The 25,012-nt window shown below is 70.6% G+C and carries 20 protein-coding genes; 8 read left to right on the top strand and 12 right to left on the bottom strand.

Features of this window, described 5'->3' with window-relative positions; genetic code table 11:
* The first annotated feature begins 105 nt into the window (after positions 1-105).
* The 7 genes from ABD371_RS18075 to ABD371_RS18105 all read left to right on the top strand — a co-directional run bounded on the left by ABD371_RS18075 (position 106) and on the right by ABD371_RS18105 (position 10,429).
* A complete protein-coding gene (locus ABD371_RS18075; RefSeq protein WP_344478116.1) occupies positions 106-582 on the top strand; it encodes an RICIN domain-containing protein in 477 nt (158 codons plus the stop codon).
* 1,049 nt (positions 583-1,631) lie between these two features.
* Positions 1,632-3,077: an N-acetylglucosamine/diacetylchitobiose ABC transporter substrate-binding protein gene (ngcE, locus tag ABD371_RS18080; RefSeq protein WP_344478118.1), complete on the top strand. Its 1,446-nt coding sequence runs from the start codon at positions 1,632-1,634 to the stop codon at positions 3,075-3,077.
* Positions 3,078-3,133: 56 nt separating this feature from the next.
* Positions 3,134-4,057 (top strand): carbohydrate ABC transporter permease, encoded by a 924-nt coding sequence (locus tag ABD371_RS18085; protein WP_344478120.1) that lies wholly within the window; start codon positions 3,134-3,136, stop codon positions 4,055-4,057.
* 11 nt (positions 4,058-4,068) lie between these two features.
* Positions 4,069-5,001 carry a carbohydrate ABC transporter permease gene (locus tag ABD371_RS18090; protein WP_344478123.1) on the top strand — a complete coding sequence of 311 codons (933 nt, stop codon included), beginning with the start codon at positions 4,069-4,071 and terminating at the stop codon, positions 4,999-5,001.
* Between the two features lie 201 nt (positions 5,002-5,202).
* A complete protein-coding gene (locus ABD371_RS18095) occupies positions 5,203-6,483 on the top strand; it encodes an ROK family transcriptional regulator (protein ID WP_344478125.1) in 1,281 nt (426 codons plus the stop codon).
* 304 nt (positions 6,484-6,787) lie between these two features.
* On the top strand, positions 6,788-8,761 hold the full coding sequence (dxs, locus tag ABD371_RS18100; protein ID WP_344478128.1) for a 1-deoxy-D-xylulose-5-phosphate synthase: 1,974 nt from the start codon (positions 6,788-6,790) through the stop codon (positions 8,759-8,761).
* Positions 8,762-8,917: 156 nt separating this feature from the next.
* The gene (locus ABD371_RS18105) at positions 8,918-10,429 is read left to right on the top strand and encodes an amino acid permease (RefSeq protein WP_344478130.1); all 1,512 of its coding nucleotides are present in this window, start codon (positions 8,918-8,920) and stop codon (positions 10,427-10,429) included.
* Between the two features lie 45 nt (positions 10,430-10,474).
* On the opposite strand, the gene ABD371_RS18110 is transcribed toward ABD371_RS18105, so the two are convergent.
* From ABD371_RS18110 to ABD371_RS18135, 6 genes are all read right to left on the bottom strand, one after another.
* The gene (locus ABD371_RS18110) at positions 10,475-10,882 is read right to left on the bottom strand and encodes a PIN domain-containing protein (protein ID WP_344478132.1); all 408 of its coding nucleotides are present in this window, start codon (positions 10,880-10,882) and stop codon (positions 10,475-10,477) included.
* An 88-nt stretch (positions 10,883-10,970) separates the two neighbouring features.
* Positions 10,971-13,100: a 3-hydroxyacyl-CoA dehydrogenase NAD-binding domain-containing protein gene (locus ABD371_RS18115; RefSeq protein ID WP_344478134.1), complete on the bottom strand. Its 2,130-nt coding sequence runs from the start codon at positions 13,098-13,100 to the stop codon at positions 10,971-10,973.
* Positions 13,097-14,317 carry a thiolase family protein gene (locus tag ABD371_RS18120; protein ID WP_344478136.1) on the bottom strand — a complete coding sequence of 407 codons (1,221 nt, stop codon included), beginning with the start codon at positions 14,315-14,317 and terminating at the stop codon, positions 13,097-13,099. The genes ABD371_RS18115 and ABD371_RS18120 overlap by 4 nt, the downstream gene beginning before the upstream one ends.
* A gap of 332 nt (positions 14,318-14,649) precedes the next feature.
* Complete coding sequence (locus tag ABD371_RS18125) at positions 14,650-15,933, bottom strand: HRDC domain-containing protein (RefSeq protein WP_344478138.1); 1,284 nt, start codon at positions 15,931-15,933, stop codon at positions 14,650-14,652.
* A 77-nt stretch (positions 15,934-16,010) separates the two neighbouring features.
* Positions 16,011-16,676 (bottom strand): response regulator transcription factor, encoded by a 666-nt coding sequence (locus ABD371_RS18130; protein ID WP_190123686.1) that lies wholly within the window; start codon positions 16,674-16,676, stop codon positions 16,011-16,013.
* Positions 16,677-16,966: 290 nt separating this feature from the next.
* Positions 16,967-17,638 (bottom strand): DUF3000 domain-containing protein, encoded by a 672-nt coding sequence (locus ABD371_RS18135; RefSeq protein ID WP_344478140.1) that lies wholly within the window; start codon positions 17,636-17,638, stop codon positions 16,967-16,969.
* 90 nt (positions 17,639-17,728) lie between these two features.
* On the opposite strand from ABD371_RS18135, the gene hemE reads away from it, so the two are divergent.
* Entirely contained in the window at positions 17,729-18,805 is a 1,077-nt protein-coding gene (gene hemE / locus ABD371_RS18140) for a uroporphyrinogen decarboxylase (protein WP_344478142.1), read from the top strand.
* Between the two features lie 70 nt (positions 18,806-18,875).
* Here the strand turns inward: hemE and ABD371_RS18145 are convergent, their stop codons facing one another.
* The 6 genes from ABD371_RS18145 to ABD371_RS18170 all read right to left on the bottom strand — a co-directional run bounded on the left by ABD371_RS18145 (position 18,876) and on the right by ABD371_RS18170 (position 24,921).
* On the bottom strand, positions 18,876-20,201 hold the full coding sequence (locus ABD371_RS18145) for an MFS transporter (protein WP_344478144.1): 1,326 nt from the start codon (positions 20,199-20,201) through the stop codon (positions 18,876-18,878).
* Positions 20,202-20,268: 67 nt separating this feature from the next.
* The gene (locus ABD371_RS18150; protein WP_344478146.1) at positions 20,269-20,793 is read right to left on the bottom strand and encodes a glycine-rich domain-containing protein; all 525 of its coding nucleotides are present in this window, start codon (positions 20,791-20,793) and stop codon (positions 20,269-20,271) included.
* A 24-nt stretch (positions 20,794-20,817) separates the two neighbouring features.
* Positions 20,818-22,074, bottom strand: coding sequence for a phenylacetate--CoA ligase family protein (locus ABD371_RS18155; protein ID WP_344478148.1), 1,257 nt, complete (start codon positions 22,072-22,074; stop codon positions 20,818-20,820).
* 133 nt (positions 22,075-22,207) lie between these two features.
* A complete protein-coding gene (locus ABD371_RS18160; RefSeq protein ID WP_190123680.1) occupies positions 22,208-22,363 on the bottom strand; it encodes a hypothetical protein in 156 nt (51 codons plus the stop codon).
* 198 nt (positions 22,364-22,561) lie between these two features.
* On the bottom strand, positions 22,562-23,941 hold the full coding sequence (locus ABD371_RS18165) for an FAD-dependent oxidoreductase (protein ID WP_344478151.1): 1,380 nt from the start codon (positions 23,939-23,941) through the stop codon (positions 22,562-22,564).
* Between the two features lie 26 nt (positions 23,942-23,967).
* Positions 23,968-24,921, bottom strand: coding sequence for a DUF4349 domain-containing protein (locus ABD371_RS18170; protein ID WP_344478153.1), 954 nt, complete (start codon positions 24,919-24,921; stop codon positions 23,968-23,970).
* Between the last annotated feature and the right edge of the window lie 91 nt (positions 24,922-25,012).

The following is a 25,012-nucleotide window of genomic DNA, read 5'->3' on the forward strand; positions in this document are numbered from 1 at the left end:
CCGAGGGGAACCTCTCAAGGTCGTTCATCACCCAGAACCGCGGGCCGGGACCAGCCGCTGTGTCCCGGCCGCAGCGGATCCGCCGACCCCGAAAGGCCCCACCTCATGGCTGATGTGTTCCGCAAGCTCCTCGTCCCCGTCCTTCTCACCCTGACGTCCCTGGGGCTGCCCTCGGTCGCCGTGGCGGATGCCGCCCCCGACGGGCTGGGGCCGACCGCCGGCAACATGTGTCTGAACAGCGACTATCCGAGGACCCGCATCGTCAACGTGGAGTCCTGCAACTCTGGCTCCGGTCAGCGCTGGACGGTGAGCGGTGAGCAGATCTCGCAGTCCGCGCATCCGGGCATGTGTCTGAGCAGTGACTATCCGAGGACCCGCATCGTCAACGTGGAGTCCTGTAACTCCGGGTCCCGTCAGCGCTGGACGGTCAGCGGCGAGCAGATCTCGCAGTCCGCGCATCCGGGCATGTGTCTGAGCAGTGACTATCCGAGGACCCGCATCGTCAACGTCGAGTCGTGCAACTCCGGCTCCCGCCAGCGCTGGACGGTCAGCGGCGAGCAGATCAGCCTGACCGCGGTCTGACCTTCCGGGCCGGCCCCGGAGGCCGCCCGGAAGCGGCCTGAGACGCCAGGAGAGCCCCGCCGGCGCGGCGGGGCTCTCGTGCGTGCGGCGAGGGCGAGGGCGAACGCGAATCGGATGCCGGTACCGGATATCGAACTCCCCCTATGAAGCGGTGAAGAATTCCAGCCACCTGGCTTTCGGTTGAAGATTGACCGGATTACCCTCGGATTCCCTGGGCGTCAGCGATTTCACCCCTCCGGGGGCACTCGATGTCCTTGCCGCTGATATCGCCCGGTATTCCTTCGGTCAACCCGCCCTCGGCTCCGGAGGTCCCTTTCCGGCCGTCTGTTCCGGTATCGACGGCTGCCGGGAGCCGCCAACCGCATTGTTCCGGTCGGGCGGCAGTTCGGTCGCGTCGAAGGGGAAAGCGATTTCTGTCTCCGGGCTCAAGGGCCGCCCCGGCACGCTCCGTCGTCATCGGCGAGGCGTCCACAACCAGCGCGGTGGTGAACGGAGTTGGCCCGTGGAGGGGTGTGCCGGACTCCGTCGATACCCCGCTCCCGCCCTCGTGTCCCCTTTTCAGGGCGCGAAGGCGCATGCGGACAACGTTGTCGATTCCGTGTCGCAAGCTCCAGTAGGGAGGGAAGTGACCATAGATGTCAAGAGTTCTGACGCTGTCTTTAGGCTGGAACCGTGTGTTCCGCGAGGATTGACATGGCTGAATGTCCGTGAAGGGTGCTCAGATATCCGGGAGGTCTCAACTCGGGAAAGACTGTTGCCCAACCATGCTTTCGATCTTGCTCCGTCGAGGCGAAGTGGACTATACCTGTCGGCACCCGCAAGGCTGTTGCACACAGTGCCGCGGGCAGGGGGGAACCAGGACTCGGACAGCCGTGCGTCTATTCGCTGCTGCCCGGATTCCGTTCTCACCGCCGACCCTTACAGACCGAGCTTCCATGTCTCCCTCCGGGAGGCAAAGCAACTGACCGCGGTGGCGGGGCCCTTCGCCTGAGGCGATATCGACGGGCGACTTTCACCGCCTGAGTCCTGATGAAGGCGAGGACTTGAGCATGGGATCCACCTCCGCCCACAACAATGAGGGTCTCGGCCGTCGTAATCTGATCAAGCGCTCCGCTGCGCTCGGCCTGATCACCGTGCCCACGATGGGCTTCCTCTCCGCCTGTGCCACCGGCGGCGGCCCGGAGGACAAGCCGACCGCCAAGGAGACCGGTACCGTCTCGGCGAAGAACCCGCTCGGCGTGAAGAACGGCGTCGCGCTGGAGGCGTTCATCTTCAAGGGCGGCCTCGGCGACCAGTACGCCAAGGACGCGGAGGCCGACTACAAGACGACGTACCAGGCCGAGGTCAAGCACACCGGCACCCAGGAGGTCGGCCCGAAGCTCACCCCCCGCTTCGCGGGCGGCAACCCGCCGGACGTCATCGACAACTCCGGCGCCAACCACCTGGACATGAACAAGCTCTCCAGCCAGGGGCAGCTCCAGGACCTGGGCGTACTGCTCGACGCGGCGTCGCTGGACGACCCGAACAAGAAGGTCCGCGACGTCATCCACCCCAGCACCCTGGAGAAGGGCAAGCACGGCGACAAGTTCGACGTGCTGTACTACGCCTTCACCATCTACGGCACCTGGTACTCCCAGAAGCTGATGCAGGACAAGGGCTGGACCTACCCCAAGACCCTCGACGAGATGGTCAAACTCTGCGGCGACATCAAGAAGGAGGGCATCGCGCCCTGGACGTACGCGGGCAAGTACCCGTACTACGTCCACTTCAATCTGTTCGCCCAGATCGCCAAGATCGGCGGCATGCCGGCCTGGATCGAGATCGACAACCTCGAACCGAACGCCTGGACCAAGAACGACGCGGTCAAGCAGGTCATCGAGCACTACGAGGAGCTGGCCGCCAAGAAGTACTTCCTGGAGGGCAGCGAGGGCCTGACCCACATCCAGTCCCAGACCTCCTGGACCAAGAACAACGCCGTCTTCATCCCCAACGGGTCCTGGGTCGAGAACGAGGCCGCGCCCACCACCCCGAAGGACTTCGGGATGTCGGTCGGCGCGCTGCTGGACGGCACCGGCGACAAGCTGCCCTCCGGCACCCTGCGCGGCGAGCCCAGCGAGCCGTACATCGTCTCCGCCAAGGGCAAGAACCCGCTCGGCGGCATGGAACTGCTGCGCATCATGCTCTCCAAGAAGCACGCGCAGAACTTCGCCACCAAGGTCAAGTCCCTGACCTGCGTGGTCGACGCCACCGAGGGCATGACCCTCTCCCCGGGCCTCGCCTCGGCGAGCGCGGCGGTCAAGGCGGCCGGTGACAACCTCATCAGCCTCCAGCTCCAGGAGTGGTACCCGGCCCTCACCGACGAGAAGATCGGCGGCCTGACCGGCCAGCTGCTCACCGGTGACCTCAAGGCGTCGGAGTGGATCAAGAAGACCCAGGCGGAGGCCGACAAGGTGGCCCAGGACAGCGCGGTCACCAAGTTCAAGCGCGCCGGCTGACACCGACACCGACAGGCCATCCGTCCTAAAGAATGAGGGGAAGGGCCGGGAAGCAGATGCAACACGGCAAATACCGATTCATCGTGGGCTTCCTGGCCCTACCTTTGATCATCTACGGCGTCTTCGTGCTCTCGCCGTTCGTCCAGGCCTTCCAGATCTCCCTGACCGACTGGTCGGGACTGGTCGGCACCGCCAACTTCGTCGGCCTGGACAACTTCGAACGGCTCTGGGAGAGCGACGACTTCTGGAACGCGCTGCGCCACAACGTCTACATGCTGGCGCTGGTCCCGGTGGTCACCCTCGGAATGGGCCTCTTCTTCGCCTTCATGCTCAATGTGGGCGGCCGGCGCAAGAAGAACGAAGTGGTCACCGGTGTGACCGGGTCGAAGTTCTACAAGTTCGTCTTCTTCTTCCCGCAGGTCATCTCCATCACCATCGTCGCGGTCATCTGGTTCAACATCTACAACCCCGACCCCAACGACGGCATGCTCAACTCACTGCTGGGCGCGGTCGGTCTGGACAGCCTCCAGAACTCCTGGCTCGGCGAGAAGAGCATCGCCCTCTGGTGCATCAGCGCGGTCATGGTCTGGGGCCATGTCGGCTTCTACGTGGTGCTGTTCTCCGCGGCGATGGCCTCCATCCCGCGAGACATCTACGAAGCGGCGCTGCTGGACGGCGCCAACCGCTTCCACACCTTCTTCAAGATCACCCTCCCGCTGCTGTGGGACGCGGTGCAGACCGGCTGGGTGTACATGGGCATCATCGCCCTGGACGCCTTCGCCCTGGTCCAGATCATGTCGGTGAACAACGGCGGACCCGACGGCGCGACCGATGTCATGCCGCTGCGGCTGTATGTCACGGCCTTCCGGGACAGCCAGTTCGGCTACGCCTCCGCGATGGGAATCGCGATGCTCATTGTCACGATGACGTTCGCACTGCTCACCATGCGCTTCGCGCGGCGTGAGCGAGTCGAGTTCTAGGGGTACGGCGGATGACGACCGAAGAGATCGATGCGGTGGCGAAGCTCGACACGCCCACCCCCCGTGCCACCGGGGCCGACGACCCGGCGGCGAAGAAACGCGTCGGCACCGAGGGCGGGGTGCTGAATGTCTTCTCGCACGGCATTCTCGTCGTCTGGGCGCTGATGGTCGGTGTGCCGCTGCTGTGGGTGCTCTGGAGCGCCTTCAAGGACAGCAACGGCATTCTGACCGATCCCTGGGGGCTGCCGACCACCCTCCACTGGGAGAACTGGTCCAACGCGTGGAACGACGCGAACATGGGCCAGTACTTCATCAACACCGCCATCGTGGTGGGCGGTTCGGTGGTGGGCACCATGGTGCTGGGCTCCATGGCGGCCTATGTGCTGGCGCGCTTCACCTTCCCGGGGAACAGATTTATCTACTACCTGTTCGTGGCGGGCATGTCCTTCCCGGTGTTCATGCTGGTGATCCCCCTCTTCTTCGTGCTGAGGGATTTCCCGGGCAGTACGCTGCTGGCCACGTACCACGGACTGATCCTGGTCTACATCGCCTACTCGCTGCCCTTCACCGTCTTCTTCATGACCTCCTTCTTCCGTACGCTGCCGAACTCGGTGGCGGAGGCGGCGATGATCGACGGAGCCTCGCACAGCCGGACGTTCTTCCAGGTGATGCTGCCGATGGCCAAGCCCGGTCTGATCAGCATCGGCATCTTCAACTTCCTGGGGCAGTGGAATCAGTATCTGCTGCCGATGGTCCTCAACCAGCAGGAGGAGAAGTACGTACTCACCCAGGGTCTGGCGATGATCGCCCTCCAGCAGGGCTATGAGAACGACTGGGGGGCGCTGATGGCGGGCATGATGATCGCCATGCTGCCGGTGCTCGTCGTGTACGCGATCTTCCAGCGCCAGGTCCAGGCCGGTCTCACCGCCGGCGCGATCAAATAGCGGTACGAGCAGCGGTACGAGCGGCGCGCGGGTGATGCCCGCCCGCAGGCCCCCGGCGGACGGTTCCGCCGGGGGCCGGTGCGCGCCGTGACCTCACAGGTCTTGACGGCGTCCCCCGCGGCCGGAGAGCTTGGCCTTCACAAGGTGGAGCAGGGCCCGGGGTTCCGTCGGGACGCTCCGGGCGGGAATGAGTGAGCAGGGATGCAGACTCCGGGATCGCAGACGTCGCTGCACCGGGCCAATCTGGAGCGGGTCGTACGGGCCGTGCGCATGGCGGGCTCGCCGACCCAGGCGGAGATCGCCCGGAGCACCGGTCTCTCGGCCGCCACCGTCTCCAACATCGTCCGTGAGCTGAAGGAGAGCGGGGCCGTCGAGGTCACCCCCACCTCGGTGGGCGGCCGGCGGGCCCGCAGCATCTCGCTGAGCGGGGACGCGGGGGTCGTCGTCGGGGTCGACTTCGGCCACACCCGCCTCCGGGTCGCCGTCGCCGACCTCGCCCACCGGGTGCTGGCCGAAGAGTCCGAGCCGCTCGACGCCGACTCCCGGGCCGAGGAGGGCCTCGACCGGGCGGCGGAGCTGATCGGACGGCTCGTGGCACGCGCCGGAGCCGGTCCGGACAAGGTGATCGGCGTCGGCCTCGGCGTCCCCGGCCCGGTCGACACCGACTCCGGGGTGCTCGGGGCCACCTCGATGCTGCCCCGATGGGTCGGGGCCAGCCCCGGCAGGGAGATGTCCGACCGGCTCGGCGTACCCGTCCTGGTGGACAACGACGCCAACCTCGCGGCCCTGGGAGAGCTGGTCTGGGGCGGCGGCCGGGGCATCGCCGACCTCGCCTACATCAAGGTCGCGGAGGGCGTCGGCGCGGGCCTGGTGATCGGCGGCCGGATCTTCCGGGGCCCGGGCGGCACCGCCGGGGAGATCGGGCACATCACCCTGGACGAGTCCGGCCCGGTCTGCCGCTGCGGCAACCGGGGGTGCGTGGAGACCTTCGCCGCCGCCCGCCATGTGCTCCCGCTGCTCGGAACCGCCCACGGGCCTGGTCTGACGATGGAGCGCGTGGTGGCCCTGGCCCACGAAGGCGATCTGGGCTGCCGCCGGGTCGTCGCCGACGTGGGCCGCCACCTCGGCAGCGCGGTGGCCGGCCTGTGCAATCTGCTCAACCCCAGCCGGGTGCTGATCGGCGGATACCTCGCGGAGGCGGGCGAGCTGGCCCTCGGCCCCGTACGCGACTCCGTCGCCCGCTACGCCATCCCCAGCGCCGCCCGCCGGCTCACGGTGGCCGCCGGGTCGCTGGGGGAGCGCGCCGAGGTGCTGGGGGCGGTGGCCCTGGTGCTCAGCGAGATGGGGGACTCGCCCCTCATCGCCGGCGTCGGAGCCGTCGGATCCGGAGCTGCCGGGGGTGCCGGGGGTGCCGGGGGTGCCGGGGCCGTCGGAGCCGGAGCTGTCGGGGGTCCGGTCCGCGAGCCCGTCGTGTCGTTCTAGGGACCCGCCCCGGCCCGCGGGCGAATGTGGTTCTCGCCACTGTCGGCCCCGCCCGGGCCCTCCCGGGAACCCGGCGCACCGCCGTACGCGTCCGACAGATGTGCGGCAGACGCGCGGCTCACCTCAACGCACAGTGCCGGGGCATTGTCCCGTATTCCGACCCCGTGCACGGGGTATCCGCCAATCCCGTGAGCCCGATCGCCCTGCCCGAAGACCATGGCCAGGAGCGGAACATTAGACTCAACCACATTGTCACGGTCTCGACCCGGCTCAGTACACCCAGCTCAATACGCAAGGAGGCAGAGTGAAGGATCCGCGCGAAGCGCGTCGCTCAAGGGTGGTGGTGGGCGACGGGTGGGATCTGCTGACCCGCATCGAGGGACCGCGCGATCTGGACCGGCTCAGCCCGGAACAGCTTGATCAGCTGGCCGCGGAGATCCGTTCCTTCCTCGTCGACGCCGTGTCCAAGACCGGCGGCCACCTCGGCCCCAACCTCGGCGTGGTCGAGCTGACCATCGCCCTGCACCGGGTCTTCGACTCCCCCCGGGACAAGGTCCTGTGGGACACCGGCCACCAGAGCTATGTGCACAAGCTGCTCACCGGCCGGCAGGACTTCTCGCGCCTGAAGATGAAGGGCGGCCTCTCCGGCTACCCGGCGCGCGCCGAGTCCGACCACGACTGCATCGAGAACTCCCACGCCTCCACCGTCCTCGGCTGGGCCGACGGCCTCGCCAAGGCCAATGAGGTGCTGCGCAAGGACGACCACGTCGTCGCGGTGATCGGTGACGGCGCGCTCACCGGCGGTATGGCCTGGGAGGCGCTGAACAACATCGCCGCCGCCAAGGACCGCCCGCTGGTGATCGTGGTCAACGACAACGAGCGCTCCTACGCGCCCACCATCGGCGGCCTCGCCAACCATCTCGCCACCCTGCGCACCACCGACGGCTACGAGCGCTTCCTCGCCCGCGGCAAGGACATCCTCGGCCGCACCCCGGTCGTCGGAAAGCCGCTGTACGAGACGCTCCACGGGGCCAAGAAGGGCCTCAAGGACTTCATCGCCCCCCAGGGCATGTTCGAGGACCTCGGCCTCAAGTACGTCGGGCCCATCGACGGCCACGACATCGAGGCCCTGGAGTCCGCGCTCGCCCGCGCCAAGCGCTTCGGCGGGCCCGTGATCGTCCACTGCCTCACCGAGAAGGGCCGCGGCTACCAGCCCGCCCTCCAAGACGAGGCGGACCGCTTCCACGCCGTCGGCAAGATCCACCCGGACACCGGTCTGCCGATCGCCAGCTCCGGCCTCGACTGGACCTCCGTCTTCGGCGAGGAGATGGTCAAGCTCGGCGCCGAGCGCGAGGACATCGTCGCGATCACCGCCGCGATGCTCCAGCCCGTCGGCCTCGACAGATTCGCCAAGGCCTACCCCGACCGGGTCTACGACGTCGGCATCGCCGAGCAGCACGGCGCGGTCTCCGCCGCCGGTCTCGCCACCGGGGGAGTCCACCCCGTCTTCGCGGTGTACGCCACCTTCCTCAACCGCGCCTTCGACCAGGTGCTCATGGACGTGGCCCTGCACAACTGCGGAGTGACGTTCGTCCTGGACCGGGCCGGCATCACCGGCACCGACGGCGCTTCCCACAACGGCATGTGGGACATGTCGATCCTCCAGGTCGTCCCCGGCCTGCGGATCGCCGCCCCGCGCGACGCCGACCAGGTCCGCGCCCAGCTGCGCGAGGCCGTCGCCGTCGACGACGCGCCCACCGTGGTCCGCTTCTCCAAGGGCGCGGTCGGCCCCTCCGTCAAGGCCGTGGGCCGGGTCGGCGGCATGGATGTGCTGCGCCGCCCCGACGCCGACCGCCCGGACGTGCTCCTGGTCTCCGTCGGCGCGCTCGCCCCGATGTGTCTGGAGATCGCCGACCTCCTCGACGCGCAGGGCATCTCCACCACCGTGGTCGACCCCCGCTGGGTCAAGCCGGTCGACGAGGCCCTTCCGCCGCTCGCCGAGCGGCACCGGGTCGTCGTCACCGTCGAGGACAACAGCCGCGTCGGCGGTGTCGGCTCCGCCGTCGCCCAGGCGCTGCGCGACGCGGGCGTCGACATGCCGCTCCGCGACTTCGGCATCCCGCCGCGCTTCCTCGACCACGCCTCCCGCAAGGAGGTCATGGCCGAGATCGGGCTGACCGCCCCCGACATCGCCCGGCAGGTCACCGGCCTGGTGGCGAAGCTCGACGGCAGCTCCGCCAGGACGGCCGACCCGGAGGTCGAGCCGGTCCGCGACTGACGCGCACCGGCGGCGCCGAGAGACCGTTCCCGGCCGGGAGGGTCACCCAAGAAGGGTGACCCTCCCGGCCATTCGTGTGAATACCACTCGTACGGCCGCCCCCGGACCGCCCGCCGTCCCGATCATGACGGGGACGACACAGCGTGGAGGTGCACGGTGAGCACACAGACAGACCCCGCGAACAGGGCGGGTGTCTTCCGGACCAAATCCGTCGAGCAGTCCATCCACGACACCGAGGAACCCGAGCACGCGCTCAAACGGTCCCTCTCCGCACTGGACCTCACGGTCTTCGGGGTCGGCGTCATCATCGGCACCGGCATCTTCGTCCTCACCGGCGCGGTCGCCAAGGAGACCGCCGGACCGGCCACCGCGGTGGCCTTCGTCATCGCCGGGATCGTCTGCGGACTCGCCGCCCTCTGCTACGCGGAGTTCGCCTCGACGGTCCCGGTCGCGGGATCGGCGTACACCTTCGCCTACGCCTCGCTCGGCGAGCTGCCGGCCTGGATCATCGGCTGGGACCTGGTCCTGGAGTTCGCCGTGGGCACGGCGGTGGTCGCCGTCGGCTGGTCCGGCTACTTCCGCTCACTGCTGGACAACGCCGGCTGGCAGCTGCCCGACGCCATCGCCGGCACCAACTCGGTCAGCGGCTTCGGCTTCGACCTGCTCGCCTTTCTGCTGGTCCTGCTGCTCACCGGCATCCTCGTCCTCGGCATGAAGCTCTCCGCCCGGGTCACCACCGTGGTCGTCGCCATCAAGGTGGCCGTGGTCCTGCTGGTCATCGTCGCGGGGGCCTTCTTCATCAAGGTGTCCAACTACAGCCCCTTCATCCCGCCCGCCAGCGAGGTGCCGGGTGAGTCGGGGCTCCAGCAGCCGCTCATCCAGATGATCTTCGGCTACGAGCCGACGAGCTTCGGCGTCATGGGCATCTTCACCGCCGCCTCCGTGGTCTTCTTCGCCTTCATCGGCTTCGACGTCGTGGCCACGGCCGCCGAGGAGACCAAACTGCCCCAGCGGGACATGCCCCGGGGCATCCTCGGCTCGCTGTTCATCTGCACCCTGCTCTACGTCGCCGTCTCGATCGTCGTCACGGGCATGCAGCACTACACGGAGCTGACCGTCGACGCCCCGCTCGCCGACGCCTTCAAGGCCACCGGCCACCCCTGGTACGCGGGGGTCATCAGCTTCGGCGCGGTCATCGGCCTCACCTCCGTCTGCATGATCCTGCTGCTCGGCCAGACCCGGGTGTTCTTCGCGATGAGCCGGGACGGGCTGCTGCCGAGATTCTTCTCCCGCACCCACCCGCGCTACCGCACCCCCTACCGGGCCACCCTGCTGCTCGGCATCGTGATCGCGATCGTCGCGGGACTGACCAACATCGAGGAACTCGCCGCCCTGGTCAACATCGGCACCCTCTTCGCCTTCGTCATCGTGGCGCTCGGCGTCGTCATCCTCCGCCGCACCCGCCCCGATCTGCCGCGCGCCTTCCGCACCCCGCTGGTCCCGCTGCTGCCGATCGCCTCGGTGGCCGCCTCGTTCTGGCTGATGCTCAATCTGCCCAGCGAGACCTGGCTGCGGTTCGGTCTGTGGATGCTCCTCGGCGTCCTGGTGTACTTCGTGTACGGACGCTCCCACAGCCGGCTGGAGCCCGGCGCGAAGGTGCCCCACTGAGGGCCCTGGGAGCCCCTGGGAGCCCCTGGGAGCGCCTGGGGGCGCTCAGGGGGCGTGCGGGCCGTACACCGTGCGCGGGCCCGCCGTACGGGCCCCCGCCGCCGTGACCCGGTGGCGGAGCTCGCGGTCGGCCGTGATCACCAGACACGGCCGGCCCGCCGCCCCGGCCGCGAGCGCCGCGACGCGGTCGTCGCCGCTGCCCGGGGCCTCCTCGATCCGCACCCCCGGCACCGGGGCGACACCGCGCGCCGCGCCCTCCACCACCAGCACGACCTCCAGCGGCCCCGGCTCGCCCCCGACGCCCTCGGCCGCGTACCGCGCCAGCCGGTCCCGCAGCCGCTCGGCCGCCCCGCGCCGGTCGCGCCACCAGCCGTCCGGCACGGAGCCGACGACATTCGCGCCGTCGACGATCAGCAGGGTGGTCCGGGGCTGCTCCGGTATCGGCTCCGTCATCGGCCGCGAGCCTACCCGCCGACGAGGACAGGGGCGGTACGGGAACATCCCGTACCGCCCCTGTCCGTACCAGCTGTGCGGCCGTCCGCTACGCGGGCACGCTCGCCACGCCCGGCGCGAGGAACCGCTTGCCGTTCACCCGCTCGGAGACGCCCTCACGGTCCAGGTACGGGGTGACGCCGCCCAGGTGGAAGGGCCAGCCCGCGCCGGTGATCAGGCAGAGGTCGATGTCCTGGGCCTCGGCCACGACGCCCTCGTCCAGCATCAGACCGATCTCCTCGGCCACCGCGCCCAGCACCCGGGCCCGGGTCTCCTCCTCGGTCAGGACCGTGTCGCCCTGCCGGAGGAGGGCCGCGACCTCGGGGTCCAGCTCCGGCCGGCCGGAGTCGTAGACATAGAAGCCGCGCTTGCCGGCCCGCACCACCGCCGCCAGGTTCTCGGAGACGGTGAACCGGTCCGGGAAGGCCCGGTTGAGGGTCTCGGAGACATGCAGACCGATCGCCGGACCCACCAGCTCCAGCAGCACCAGCGGCGACATCGGCAGACCCAGCGGCTCCACCGCCCGCTCGGCCACCTCGACCGGGGTGCCCTCGTCGATGACGTTCTGGACCTCGCCCATGAACCGGGTGAGGATCCGGTTGACCACGAACGCCGGGGCGTCCTTGACCAGCACGGCGGTCTTCTTCAGCTTCTTCGCCACCCCGAACGCGGTGGCCAGCGAGGCATCGTCGGTCAGCTCGCCCCGGACGATCTCCAGCAGCGGGAGCACCGCCACCGGGTTGAAGAAGTGGAAGCCCACGACCCGCTCGGGGTGCCTCAGCTTCGACGCCATCTCGCTCACCGAGAGCGAGGAGGTGTTGGTGGCGAGGATCGCGTGCGCCGGGGCGACCGCCTCGACCTCCGCGAACACCTTCTGCTTGACGCCCATCTCCTCGAAGACGGCCTCGATCACGAAATCGGCGTCCGAGAAGCCCTCGGCCTTGTCCAGCACACCGGTGACCAGGGCCTTGAAGCGATTCGCCTTGTCCTGGTTGATCCGGCCCTTGCCCAGCAGCCGGTCGATCTCGGAGTGGACATAGCCCACCCCCTTGTCGATCCGCTCCTGGTCGATGTCGGTCAGCACGACCGGCACCTCAAGACGGCGCACGAAGAGCAGCGCCAGCTGCGAGGCCATCAGCCCCGCGCCCACGACGCCCACCTTGGTGACCGGCCGGGCCAGATTCCTGTCCGGGGCCCCCGCCGGGCGCTTGCCGCGCTTCTGCACCAGGTTGAAGGCGTAGATGCCGGCGCGCAGCTCCCCGCCCATGATCAGATCGGCGAGCGCCCGGTCCTCGGCGTCGAAACCGGCCTGGAGATCGCCGTCCTTGGCGGCGGCGATGATCTCCAGGGCGCGGTACGCGGCCGGGGCCGCGCCGTGCACCTTGCCGTCGGCGATGAACCTGCCCCGGGCCACGGCCGCGTCCCAGGCCTCGCCCCGGTCGATCCCGGCCCGCTCGACGACCGTCTCGCCCGTGAGGACGGAGGCGGTCCACACCAGCGAGCGCTCCAGGAAGTCCGCGCCGTCGAAGATCGCGTCCGCGATGCCGAGGTCGAAGACCTGACCGCCCTTGAGCTGGCGGTTCTGGTTCAGCGAGTTCTCGATGATCACCGTGACGGCGCGGTCCGCGCCGATCAGGTTCGGCAGCAGCGCACAGCCGCCCCAGCCCGGGACCAGCCCGAGGAAGACCTCGGGCAGCGAGAAGGCGGGCACGGCCCGGGAGACCGTACGGTACGAGCAGTGCAGCCCGACCTCGACCCCGCCGCCCATCGCCGCGCCGTTGTAGTACGCGAAGGTCGGCACCGCGAGCGAGGAGAGGCGCTTGAAGACCTCGTGCCCGCCCTGCCCGATGGCCAGCGCCTGCTCATGGGTGCGCAGCAGCTCGACGCCCTTGAGGTCGGCCCCGACGGCGAAGATGAACGGCTTCCCGGTCAGACCGACGCCGACGATCGAGCCCTCGGCCGCCTCCCGCTCGACCTGGTCGAGCGCCGCGTCGAGGTTGGCGAGCGACTGCGGGCCGAAGGTGGTCGGCTTCGTGTGGTCGAGACCGTTGTCCAGCGTGATCAGCGCGAATCGGCCGGCCCCGGCGGGCAGGTCGAGGTGGCGTACGTGCGCGCTGGTGACGACCTCGTCGGGGAACAGCTGGGCCGCGCCCTTGAGGAGTTCGGCTGTCTTGCTCACTGTGCGCCTCCGGCGAAGTGCGGGTTCTCCCAGATGACCGACGCGCCCATGCCGAAGCCGACGCACATGGTGGTGAGGCCGTAACGGACCTCGGGCTGCGCCTCGAACTGCCGGGCCAGCTGAGTCATCAGCCGTACGCCGGAGGAGGCCAGCGGGTGGCCGAAGGCGATGGCGCCGCCGTACTGGTTGACGCGGGCGTCGTCGTCGGCGATGCCGTAGTGCTCCAGGAAGGCCAGCACCTGGACGGCGAAGGCCTCGTTGATCTCGAAGAGGCCGATGTCCCCGATGGTCAGCCCCGCCTTGGCGAGGGCCTTCTCGGTCGCCGGGATGGGGCCGTACCCCATGACCTCCGGCTCGACCCCGGTGTACGCGAAGGAGACCAGCCGCATCCGCACCGGCAGGCCCGCCTCGCGGGCGAACTCCTCGGAGGCGATCAGCGACGCGGTCGCGCCGTCGTTGAGACCGGCGGCGTTGCCCGCGGTGACCCGGCCGTGCGGACGGAACGGCGTCTTGAGGCCCGCCAGGTTCTCCAGCGTGGTGCCGGGGCGCATCGGCTCGTCCTCGGTCGCGAGCCCCCAGCCGGTCTCGCCGGTCTCCGGGGTGGTGCGGCGCACCGAGATCGGGACCAGGTCCTGCTGGATGCTGCCGTCGGCGTACGCCTTCGCGGCCTTCTCCTGGGAGCGGACCGCGTACTCGTCGGCGCGCTGCTTGGTGATCGACGGATAGCGGTCGTGGAGGTTCTCCGCGGTCATGCCCATGAAGAGGGCGGACTCGTCCACGAGCCGCTCGCTGACGAAGCGGGGGTTGGGGTCGACGCCCTCGCCCATCGGGTGCCGGCCCATGTGCTCGACGCCGCCCGCGACGACCACGTCGTACGCGCCGAAGGCGATGGAACCGGCGGTGGTGGTGACGGCGGTCATCGCGCCCGCGCACATCCGGTCGATCGAGTAGCCCGGCACGGACTGCGGCAGCCCGGCGAGGATTCCGGCCGTCCGTCCGAGGGTCAGGCCCTGGTCGCCGATCTGCGTGGTGGCGGCGATGGCGACCTCGTCGATACGGGCGGGGTCGAGGCCCGGGTTGCGCCGCAGCAGCTCCCTGACGGCCTTGACGACGAGATCGTCGGCCCGGGTCTCGTGGTAGATGCCCTTCGGGCCCGCCTTGCCGAACGGGGTGCGGACGCCGTCGACGAAGACGACGTCCCTGACGGTACGAGGCACGATGGCTCTCCTCCAGAGTGCAGGGTGGCACTGCGCGGGGCACGACTGAGCGTGCGCTTGCTGCCATCATGCTACTTGTGGGTAACCATCGTGCACAGCCCCTCGCCGAGAAGGTCACATCCTGGCGATTGGGGGGGGCGTCCTGGTGGTTCGGTGCCGGCACCCGGGGTGCGGGGTTCCGTCCTCAAACGCCGGACAGGCTCAAAATGGTGCACCTGGTCTGTCGCAGGTGCCGCCGCAGGGCTTCGCCTGGGACGGCCTCCAGGTGGGTGGAGAAGAGAAGCGCCCGGTCGGGTCCTGGGGGACGGGCGACCGGGCGATGGGGGTAGGGGTCAGGCGGTGGCGGAGAGGGCGGTGGTGAGGAGGGGGGCGACGAGGGTGATCTGCCAGGGGCGGGCGCCGAGTGCGGCCAGGGCGGCGGAGACGGCGGGGACCGAGTGTTCGGCCGGGGGCTCCCAGCACACCCGCCGGACGGTGTCCGGCGTCATGAGATTCTCCTGCGGCAGATTCAGCTCCTCGGCCAGTGCCGAGACCGCCGCCCGGGCCGCCGACAGCCGGGCCGCGGCCACCGGGTCCTTGTCCGCCCAGGCTCTCGGCGGCGGCGGACCGTTCAGCGGCTGGCCGGGCTGCGGAAGCTCCGCGTCGGGCAGTGCCCGGGCCCGGTCCACGGCCGCCTGCCACTGCTCCAGCTGCCGCCGGCCGGCGCGGTGGCCGAATCCGGGCAGTGCGGTCAGCGCCTGCACGCTCACCGGAACGGCGAGCGCCGCCTCGATGATCGCGGTGTCGCTCAGCACCTTCCCCGGCGAGACGTCACGCCGCTGCGCGACCTTGTCGCGGGCCGTCCACAGCTCCCGGACGACCGCCATCTGCCGGCGTCGGCGCACCTTGTGCATCCCGGAGGTGCGCCGCCAGGGGTCCTTGCGCGGGGGAGCGGGCGGCGCGGCGACGATCGCCGCGAACTCCTGGTGGGCCCACTCCAGCTTGCCCTGCCGGTCCAGCTCCTTCTCCAGCGCGTCCCGGAGATCCACCAACAGCTCCACGTCGAGCGCGGCGTAGCGCAGCCACGGCTCGGGGAGCGGACGGGTGGACCAGTCGACGGCGGAGTGGCCCTTCTCCAGGGCGTACCCGAGGACCGACTCGACCATCGCGCCGAGCCCGACCCGGGGGAAGCCGGCCAGCCGGCCGGCCAGCTCGGTGTCGAAGAGGCTGGTGGGAACCATGCCTATTTCCCGCAGGCACGGCAGGTCCTGGGTCGCCGCGTGGAGGATCCACTCGGTTCCGGCGAGTGCCTCGCCGAGCCCGGAGAGGTCGGGGCAGCCCACGGGGTCGATCAGGGCGCTGCCCGCGCCCTCGCGGCGCAGCTGGACGAGGTAGGCGCGCTGGCCGTAGCGGTAGCCGGAGGCGCGCTCGGCGTCCACGGCGACCGGGCCGGTGCCGGCGGCGAACGCGGCGATCACTTCGGCGAGCCCCTCGGCGTCGGCGACCACCGGAGGAATGCCCTCCCGCGGCTCCAGCAGCGGGGTGGGAGCCTTTTCGGCTGCGACGCCGTCGTCCGGGGGGGCGCCCCCGGTGGTTCGCAGTGCGGTCTCTGCTGCGGTGTCTTGGGCGTCGGTCACGTGTCAAGGGTATCTGTGAACGGAGCGCGCCTGTCGACGGAAACGTTCCGTCGACAGGCGCGGGGTGGAGGAGGGGGTCAGTGGATGATGCCGGTGCGCAGCGCCACGGCCACCATTCCGGCGCGGTCGCCGGTGCCGAGCTTCCTGGCGATCCGGGCGAGATGGCTCTTGACGGTCAGGGCGGAAAGTCCCATGGACACCCCGATCGCCTTGTTCGACTGGCCTTCGGCGACCAGTCGCAGCACCTCCACCTCACGTCCGGACAGTTCGCGGTAGCCGCCCGGGTGGCTCGGGGCACCCGGGGGGCGGCGGTGGCCCAGACGTGCCGCCGCCGCGCCGATGGGGGCGGCGCCGGGGCGGGTGGGATGGCCGATATTGGTACGGGTACCGGTGACGACGTAGCCCTTGACGCCGCCCGCGAGTGCGTTGCGGACGGCGCCGATGTCATCGGCCGCGGACAGGGCGAGGCCGTTGGGCCAGCCCGCGGCACGGGTTTCGGACAACAGGGTCAGTCCGGAACCGTCGGGCAGATGGACATCGGCGACACAGATGTCGCGTGGATTGCTGACGCGGGGGCGGGCCTCCGCGATCGAAGACGCCTCGATCACGTCGCGCACTCCGAGGGCCCACAGGTGGCGGGTGACGGTGGAGCGGACGCGTGGGTCGGCCACGACGACCATCGCCGTCGGCTTGTTCGGGCGGTAGGTGACCAGGCTTGCGGGCTGCTCGAGAAGAACGGACACCAGGCCTCCTGGGGAAGGTGCGGGACGGGCCGGCCGGGGATGTGGCCGGGGCGAACCGATCAGTTAGGTCACTGACCTCTTCGGCACCAAACCTGATCGCCTTTAGAGAAAGATCACGATTTAGTGAGTGACAATTAGTTCAATTCGGACGAATGATCGACCATCGGTGACCGATCTGACGGGGCGTTACGCGCCGGGGGGCCGCCGGAGACGGGCGCGCGGGCAGCCCTCGGGGCGGTACGGGGAGCGGGCTCGCGCACAGTCTCCCCGGGCCGCACCGCCCCCGCCCGTCACCGGTGCTGCGGCCCCCGCCTCTGCGGCAGCGACACCACACCCGCCGAGGGGTCCGCCGAACCGGCCGGCACCGGCGGCAGCCCCGCGATCTGGCAGAGCAGATCGCACCAGGCCATCAGGTGCGCGGCCGTGTCCGGGACCCCGTCGGGCCCCTCCTGGGGCGTCCAGGACGCCCGGATCTCGATCTGGGTCGCCGGCCGCCGGTCGGCGAGTCCACCGAAATAGTGAGATCCCGCACGGGTGACGGTCCCGCTCGGCTCCCCGTACGCCAGCCCGCGCGCCTCCAGCGCCCCCGTCAGCCAGGACCAGGACACCTCCGGCAGCAGCGGATCGGCGGCCATCTCCGGCTCCAGCTCCGCGCGCACCAGCGTGACCAGCCGGAACGCCCCCTGCCAGGCCTCGTGGCCCGCCGGGTCGTGCAGCAGCACCAGCCGGCCGTCGGCGAGATCCTCCTCGCCCTCGACGACGGTGGCCTCCAGGGCGTACGCGTGCGGCGCGAGCCGCTGCGGCGGGCGCGCCGGCTCCACCTCGATGTCCGGGCGCGGTCGTGCGGACCGCAGTGCTTCGACCGCGAGCCGGAACGCGCGCGGGACCGGATCGCTCTCTGTGCCGTCCTTGTCGTCGGCGCCGTTGGAATGATCGGAAAAATGTCCCTGAGCCGCAGCCATGCGGGGAAGAGTAGGCGGAATGGGGGCCTCGCGCAGGGAAGGACACCCGGGGCGGCGGGCACTTCCTTTGTCCGTGCGAAGATTTGGGGCGTGAGCGTCAACGACCGCCCCTCGGGCCGCCCCGCAAGCCAGCCGCCGAAGCCGTACGAGTCCGCCTTCCTGAAGGCGTGCAGGCGTGAGCCCGTGCCGCACACCCCGGTCTGGTTCATGCGGCAGGCGGGCCGCTCGCTGCCCGAGTACCTCAAGGTGCGCGAGGGCGTCGCGATGCTGGACTCCTGCATGCGGCCGGAGCTGGTGAAGGAGATCACGCTTCAGCCGGTGCGGCGGCACAAGGTCGACGCGGCGATCTACTTCAGCGACATCGTGGTGCCGCTGAAGGCGATCGGGATCGACCTCGACATCAAGCCGGGCATCGGCCCGGTCGTCGCCGAGCCGATCCGCACCCGCGCGGACCTGGCGCGACTGCGGGACCTCACCTCCGAGGACGTCTGGTACGTCACCGAGGCGATCGGCATGCTCACCGAGGAGCTGGGCACCACCCCGCTGATCGGCTTCGCGGGCGCGCCCTTCACCCTGGCCAGCTATCTCGTGGAGGGCGGCCCCTCGCGCAACCACGAGCACACCAAGGCGCTGATGTACGGCGACCCCCAGCTCTGGGCGGATCTGCTGGACCGGCTCGCCGAGATCACCTCCGCCTTCCTCAAGGTGCAGATCGAGGCCGGCGCGAGCGCCGTGCAGCTCTTCGACTCCTGGGTCGGCGCGCTCGCCCCCGCCGACTACCGCCGCTCGGTGATGCCCGCCTCGGCGAAGGTCTTCTCCTCGGTGGCCTCCTACGGCGTCCCCCGGATCCACTTCGGCGTGGGTACGGGAGAGCTGCTCGGCCTCCTCGGCGAGGCGGGCGCGGACGTCGTCGGCGTCGACTGGCGGGTGCCGCTGGACGAGGCCGCCCGCCGGGTGGGTCCGGGCAAGGCGCTCCAGGGCAATCTGGACCCGGCCGTGCTCTTCGCCGGCCCCGAGGCCATCGAGGCCAAGACCGCCGAGGTGCTGGCCGCCGCCGAGGGGCTGGAGGGCCATGTGTTCAACCTCGGCCACGGTGTGCTGCCCACCACCGACCCCGACACCCTGACCCGGCTGGTCGCCTCCGTCCACGAGCGCACCGCCCGCTAGACACTCCACGGCGCGCGGGGGGTACGGGAGGCGGTCCTCCCGTACCCCCCGCGCCTGTTTCCCCGCCGGATCAGGCCCGGTTCTCCGGCAGGGGCTCTTCGGCCGGCGCCGGGGACGGGGCGCGGCGGTCGGCGGTGGGCGGGGACAGCGCCGCCGTCAGGGCGGCCAGCGGCAGCAGAACGAGGATCAGCAGTCCGCCGGAGAGTGCCAGCGCGGGGTAGCCGCTCACGGCCACCACCACTCCGGACGCCAGCCCCCCGGTGGCTCCCGCGACCGTGACGCCCACGTCCACCAGCCCCTGCGACGAGGCCCGCGCCTCGACCGGGAGCGCGTCGGTGATCAGGGCCGTACCGGCGACGAACCCCAGATTCCAGCCGACGCCCAGCAGGATGAGCGCCCCGGCCAGGGCCAGGGTGGAGTCCGGCGGCGCGAGGGAGGCGACCACTCCCGCCGCGAAGAGGGTGAGGGCGGCCAGTGCGGCGGTGAACAGCCTGCCGACCCGGTCGGCGAGCACCCCGGAGAGCGGCGACGACAGATACATCGCCCCCAGATGCACCCCGATGACCACCCCGGCGGCCTGTTCGCCGTGCCCGTGCTCGGCCATGTGCACCGGGGTCATCGTCATGATCCCGATCATCACCAGCTGGGTGAGGACCATCACCGTCGCGCCGGTGAACAGCACACGCCGGTCGACGCGCGCGGTTCCGGCCGCCGCCGGACGGCCGGAACCCGACGCCCGCCCGTCGTCCGCCGCTGCCGCCGCACGCGACAGCAGCAGCGGATCGGGCCGCAGAAAGACCACCACGACCAGCGCGGCGGCCCCGAACGCCAGCAGGGCCAGCAGAAACGGCCCGGCCAGCCTCGGCACACCCAGCGCCTCGGCGAGATCGCCCATCACCCCGGCCATCGCCGGCCCGGCGATCGCGCCGGCCGCCGTGGCGAACAGCACCGTGCTCACGGCCCGGGCCCGCCGCTCGGGCGAGGCCAGATCGGCCCCCGCGTACCGGGCCATCATGATCGACGCGGTCCCGGCCCCGTAGGCGAGCAGCCCCAGGAAGAGCAGCGTGACGCTGTCGAACACGGTGGCCCCGACGACGCCCAGACTGCCGAGCGCCCCCGCCCCGTACCCCAGGGCGAGGCCCGGACGGCGGCCCCAGCGGCGGCAGGCCCGGCCGATGCCCACCGCGCCGGCCGCAGCTCCCACCGCGAACAGCGCGCTGGACACACCGGCGAGCCCCGTCGTGCCGAGCATCTCCTCGGCGAGCAGCGCGCCGATGGTGATCCCGGCCGCCAGCGCCGCGCCGCTCAGCATCTGGGCCACCACCAGCACGGCGAGGATCCGCCGCTGCGCGGGGTGCTCCGGCGTCGTGTCCGTCTCCCGGGTCCGCGACCTCATGTTCCCGCTCTCTTCTCGCGCTCCCGGGCCCGTGCTTCCGGCTGTCCGGGCAGGTCGCCGCCGCCGGTCAGACCGGCTCCGCCGGCCGCAGCTCGGCGATCTGGGCCAGCGACATGTACATCCGCTCATGCAGGAAACGGACGATGGTCCAGTGTGGCAGCGCGCCCTCGTCGAAGGGGCCGAATTCCCGGCAGTACAGCGGAATCCAGCGCAGCGCCTCCTCGATGGCGCGCTCCCGGCCCGGCTCCTGCTGATAGGCCGTGTATCCGATGCTGCGGTGCTGGATGAAGAACCCGCCCGGCAGCCGCTCCTCGCACAGCTCCCGGTACTCCCGGGTCTGGAGGATCAGGTAGTGCCAGATCTCGTCAATGTGCTGTTCCACCGGGAGGAAGAGACCGCCCAGCTCGGTGGGGTGGCGCGAGATGAGATAGAGATAGCGCAGGCACTCGGTGACCTGGCGGCTCACCTCCTCGTGGCTGCCACCGGTCTCCCGGACGAAGTGGTCGACGACTTCGGTGTGGAGATCCTCGCCCAGCAACTCCCTGAGATCGCCCGGCGATATCAGCTGCTGCGGCTGCCGCTCTGTTTTCATGGTGCTCCAGACAGTGGTGTCGTCTCAGCTCTCGGTGCTCTCGGTGCTCTTGGTCACCAGCCAGGTGTGCTTTCCGGAAGCCCCGACCGGGATGTGCTCACGGTGCTCGACCGCGCAGGGCAGCCCGGTCAGCTCGCCGACGAGCTTGGCCGCCGCCGCGCTCTCGGAGGGGGCGAGCGGCCCGCCGTCGAAGGTCGTGTACAGCAGCCGGACGGCCCCCTGCCCCGGGGCGTGCAGTTGGCAGAGGAGGACGTGGGACGAGGCGGCCGTGACGGCGTCGTCCAGATCGCCCTGCGAGACCGGGCCGTTCGGCGTCGGCAGGAGTTCCTTCTCCCGGCCGCAGAACCGGACCACCTTCGCCGGGTCCGTGCTCCCGTCCCGGGTGCGCACACAGTCGCCGGAGCGGTAGCGGATCAGCGGCATGTGCGGATTGCGCACACTCGTCACGATGAGGCTGTGGATCCGGCTCCCCGGCTCGACCGGCACCAGCTCCAGGCTCATCCGGTCCAGATACGGGTGGTAACGGCCGTCCCGGTCGCTGTAGTAGAGATAGCCCAGCTCGGTGCTGCCGAAGAGGTCGACCACCGGACAGCCCAGACGGCGTTCCAGATACTCGCGGACGCCCGCCGGGGTGTACTCGTAGGCGGTGATGACGCTCGCCGGGAGCGGGAAGTCGTCCCACAGTCCCCAGGCGAGCGCTTTGCGCACCAGCTGCGCCAGGTGGTAGCCCGAGCAGTCGAGGTGGTACCGGCCCAGCGGATGGCTGTCCCGCTCGGCGCGGATCTCCCCGATCATCCGCTCGACGTCCGCGCGGTCCCACAGCGCGGGGTCGAGCCGGAGATTGAGATAGACGGTCCGCTCGTCCAGCCGCCGGTCCTCGATGCCCGGAACGGCGGCGGGCGCGGTGCCCCGCTTCCTCGCGTTGACCCGGGCCACATGCTCGGTCGCCAGCACGGTGGTCAGCGAGACCCGGCGGCAGCCCTGGTGCCAGGTCTCCGAGATGTCGGGGTGCTCGCTCCACAGCCGGTAGTAGGACTTCAGCAGAAAGTACGGCGGCCTGATGATCTGCATACGGGCGTGGTTGGTGCCCGTGGACAGGACGAACTCCGCCTCGCCGGCCTCCAGGGCCCGGGAGAGCCGCGGTGTCATCCAGTTGTCCGGAAATCCGCGACCGATTTCCGGCTTCTCCAGAATGGGGAAATACCCCTGCTCGACCGACGCTCGATAGATGGGAATGTCCCGGATCTGATCGATGATGTCGGAATGAGGTTGACCGTCCACGGTTGACCTTCAATCGACGCTGAAAAATCGGCTTCGAAACGGATGAACCACGCGAATACAGAGGGGCCGCAGGGGCCGGGCGGCAGCCATGGGCGCCGCCCGGCCCCCGGGTCTTCCGGTCAGCGGCGGCTGGTCAGGAGATACAGCCGGCCTTGGGCGACGCGCTGATGCAGCCCGTCTTGCCCGTGGCGCTGATGCAGCCGTTCTTGGCGGCGGCATCGGCCGAGTTGACGGCGTTCCAGGCGCGCCAGATGTCGTCCTGGGCCATCTTCTTGATGAGCTGTTCCATATCAGACCTCCGATAATCCGGTATGCGGTGGGGACCGCATTTCCGCTTAACCGGAAGTTAAGAGAGTTATCTGTGGCATGTCAATGGATCACTTAATGAGAGAGTTCTAATCCGGCGTGAGATGAGAGAACCCTCATGAAATGACCGCCCGGCGGGGAAGGCCCGCCGGACGGTCGGAAAGAGCATTAACGCCGTATTTCAGCCTGCGGCGCGAACCGCCGCCACCGCCTTGCGCGCGGCCACCAGAACCGGGTCCCACACCGGGGAGAACGGCGGTGCGTACCCCAGGTCCAGCGCCGTCATCGCCTCCACCGTCATCCCGGCGGTCAGCGCCACCGCCGCCACGTCCACCCGCTTCGCCGCGCCCTCGCGGCCCACGATCTGCACCCCCAGCAGCCGCCCGGTACGGCGCTCCGCGAGCATCTTCACCGTCATCGGGGCCGCGCTCGGGTAGTAGCCCGCCCGGCTGGTCGACTCGATCGTGACGGTCACATACCGCAGCCCCACCCCGGCCGCGTCCTTCTCCCGCAGCCCGGTACGGGCGATCTCCAGGTCGCACACCTTGCTGACCGCCGTGCCCACCACCCCGGGGAAGGTGCCGTAGCCGCCGCCCACGTTCGCCCCGATCACCTGGCCGTGCTTGTTCGCGTGGGTGCCCAGCGGCACATACCGCTCCCGGCCCGAGACCAGGTCGAGCACCTCCACACAGTCGCCGCCGGCCCAGATCTCCTCCCGGCCGCGCACCCGCATCGACAGATCGGTCAGCAGCCCGCCGTACACCCCCAGCGGCAGCCCCGCCGCCCGGGCGAGTCCGGTCTCCGGCTCGACCCCCGTCCCCAGGACCACCACATCCGCCGGATACTCCGCGTCCCGCGTCGCCACCGCCACGGCCCGGCCGTCCGCGCCCGTGCGGACCCCGGTGACCTCGGCCCCGTTCACCGTGACGATGCCCAGGCCGTCCATCGCGGTGTGCACCAGCCGGCCCATGTCCGGGTCGAGCGTCGACATCGGCTGCTCGCCCCGGTTGAGGACCGTCACCGCGAACCCCCGGTTCAGCAGCGCCTCCGCCATCTCCACGCCGATGTACCCCGCGCCCACCACCACCGCGCGCCCGCCCCCGCCGACGGCGGACAGACCGTCCAGCAGCGCCTGCCCGTCGTCCAGCGTCTGGACGCCGTACACCCCCGGCGCGCCGATGCCCGGCACCGGGGGCCGCACCGGCCGCGCACCGGTGGCCAGCACCAGCTTGTCGTAGCCGGTCCACTCCTCGGCCCCGCTCTCCAGCTCGCGCGAGAGCACCCGTCCGCCCTCGACGTCGATCTCCGTCACCTCGGTGCGCGTCCGCAGATCGATCGCGCGCTCCCGGTGCTCGGCGGGGGTACGGGCGATCAGCTCGGCGCGCTCGCCGACCTGCCCGCCCACCCAGTACGGGATCCCGCACGCCGAGTACGAGCCGAAGTGGCCGCGCTCGAACGCGACGATCTCCAGTTCGTCCGGCCCCTTGAACCTCCGGGCCTGCGACGCGGCCGACATGCCCGCCGCGTCGCCCCCGACGACCACCAGTCGCTCAGCTGCCATGGGGCCACGCTACGGGGTGCGCCCCGCTACCCCCGGTCCGGCCCGTCCGGGGCGGACGGAGGCCCGGACGGAGGCGCGAGGGGCTCCCCGGCCGTGTTCCGCCCGCGCAGCCGGGGCCGCACCCCCCAGTGCCACGCCGCGAACAGCGGCCCCAGCACCAGCGCGAACGGAGCCACCGCGCCGATCACCACCGAGCCCCACCGCAGGCTCGCCGTCAGCGCGTCCCAGCCGCCGCCGAGCGCGTCCGTGAAGCCCGGCGGCTCCTCCGCCTTCTCCGCGGCCTTCCGCACCGGCCTCGGCTCCGGCTGGACCAGCGTGAGGGTGACGGTCGCCAGCGTCGTACGGTCCTTCAGCGAGGCCTGCCTGGCGAGCAGCGACTCCAACTCGGCCTGCCGGGAGCTCAGCTCCTCCTCCAGGGCGACCACGTCGGAGAGCTTCCCGGCCCGCTCCATCAGCTCCCGCACCCGCGCCACGCTCGCCCGCTGGTTGGCGACCCGGCTCCGTACGTCCGCCACCTGGTCGGCGACGTCCTCGGCCTTCGCCTTCCGGGACAGCAGCCGCCCGCCGGACGCCAGTTCGGCGAGCACCGCCTCGTACTCGCCCTGCGGCACCCGCAGCACCACCGTCGACCTCAGCCGCTCGGTGGACTCGCCGGCGACATGGCCCCCGGCCTCCGCCGCCGTCCGCCGGGCCGCGACCAGGCTCCGCCCCAGGTCCTTGACCCGCACCTTCACCTCGGCGGTGCGGATCACCTGGTTCGCGGTCACCGCCGCCGCCCGGTCCGGCCGCTTCTCGCCCGCCGGGGCCCCGGCCTCCTCCGGCCGCGCCGCCCCGGCCCCCTTCCCCGCCCCGTCGGGCGCGTACTCCCGCTCCGCCGCGTGTGCGGCGTCCTTGCTCTGCGACTCCGCCCCGGCGGAGCAGCCCGCCAGGCCGAGCGAGCCGATCAGCGCCAGTGCCGTGACAGTGCGCCGTGCGCGCATATCGGGCCCCCCTTGTCTCCGTTGAACCGGTTCCCCGTTCGACGGGGCGTCCCCCGCGCCGGTTTCCCTCCCCGGTCCCGAACCGGTCACG

The organism is Streptomyces amakusaensis, from assembly GCF_039532665.1.
GTDB lineage: Bacteria > Actinomycetota > Actinomycetes > Streptomycetales > Streptomycetaceae > Streptomyces > Streptomyces amakusaensis.

What these genes read in the sequence shown, in the direction of transcription:
- ABD371_RS18075 (WP_344478116.1), top strand. Translation starts at nt 106, where the DNA reads ATGGCTGATGTGTTCCGCAAGCTCCTCGTCCCCGTCCTTCTCACCCTG.
- ngcE (WP_344478118.1), top strand. Translation starts at nt 1,632, where the DNA reads ATGGGATCCACCTCCGCCCACAACAATGAGGGTCTCGGCCGTCGTAAT.
- ABD371_RS18085 (WP_344478120.1), top strand. Translation starts at nt 3,134, where the DNA reads ATGCAACACGGCAAATACCGATTCATCGTGGGCTTCCTGGCCCTACCT.
- ABD371_RS18090 (WP_344478123.1), top strand. Translation starts at nt 4,069, where the DNA reads ATGACGACCGAAGAGATCGATGCGGTGGCGAAGCTCGACACGCCCACC.
- ABD371_RS18095 (WP_344478125.1), top strand. Translation starts at nt 5,203, where the DNA reads ATGCAGACTCCGGGATCGCAGACGTCGCTGCACCGGGCCAATCTGGAG.
- ABD371_RS18110 (WP_344478132.1), bottom strand. Translation starts at nt 10,882, where the DNA reads ATGACGGAGCCGATACCGGAGCAGCCCCGGACCACCCTGCTGATCGTC.
- ABD371_RS18135 (WP_344478140.1), bottom strand. Translation starts at nt 17,638, where the DNA reads ATGGCTGCGGCTCAGGGACATTTTTCCGATCATTCCAACGGCGCCGAC.
- ABD371_RS18145 (WP_344478144.1), bottom strand. Translation starts at nt 20,201, where the DNA reads ATGAGGTCGCGGACCCGGGAGACGGACACGACGCCGGAGCACCCCGCG.
- ABD371_RS18150 (WP_344478146.1), bottom strand. Translation starts at nt 20,793, where the DNA reads ATGAAAACAGAGCGGCAGCCGCAGCAGCTGATATCGCCGGGCGATCTC.
- ABD371_RS18160 (WP_190123680.1), bottom strand. Translation starts at nt 22,363, where the DNA reads ATGGAACAGCTCATCAAGAAGATGGCCCAGGACGACATCTGGCGCGCC.
- ABD371_RS18165 (WP_344478151.1), bottom strand. Translation starts at nt 23,941, where the DNA reads ATGGCAGCTGAGCGACTGGTGGTCGTCGGGGGCGACGCGGCGGGCATG.
- ABD371_RS18170 (WP_344478153.1), bottom strand. Translation starts at nt 24,921, where the DNA reads ATGCGCGCACGGCGCACTGTCACGGCACTGGCGCTGATCGGCTCGCTC.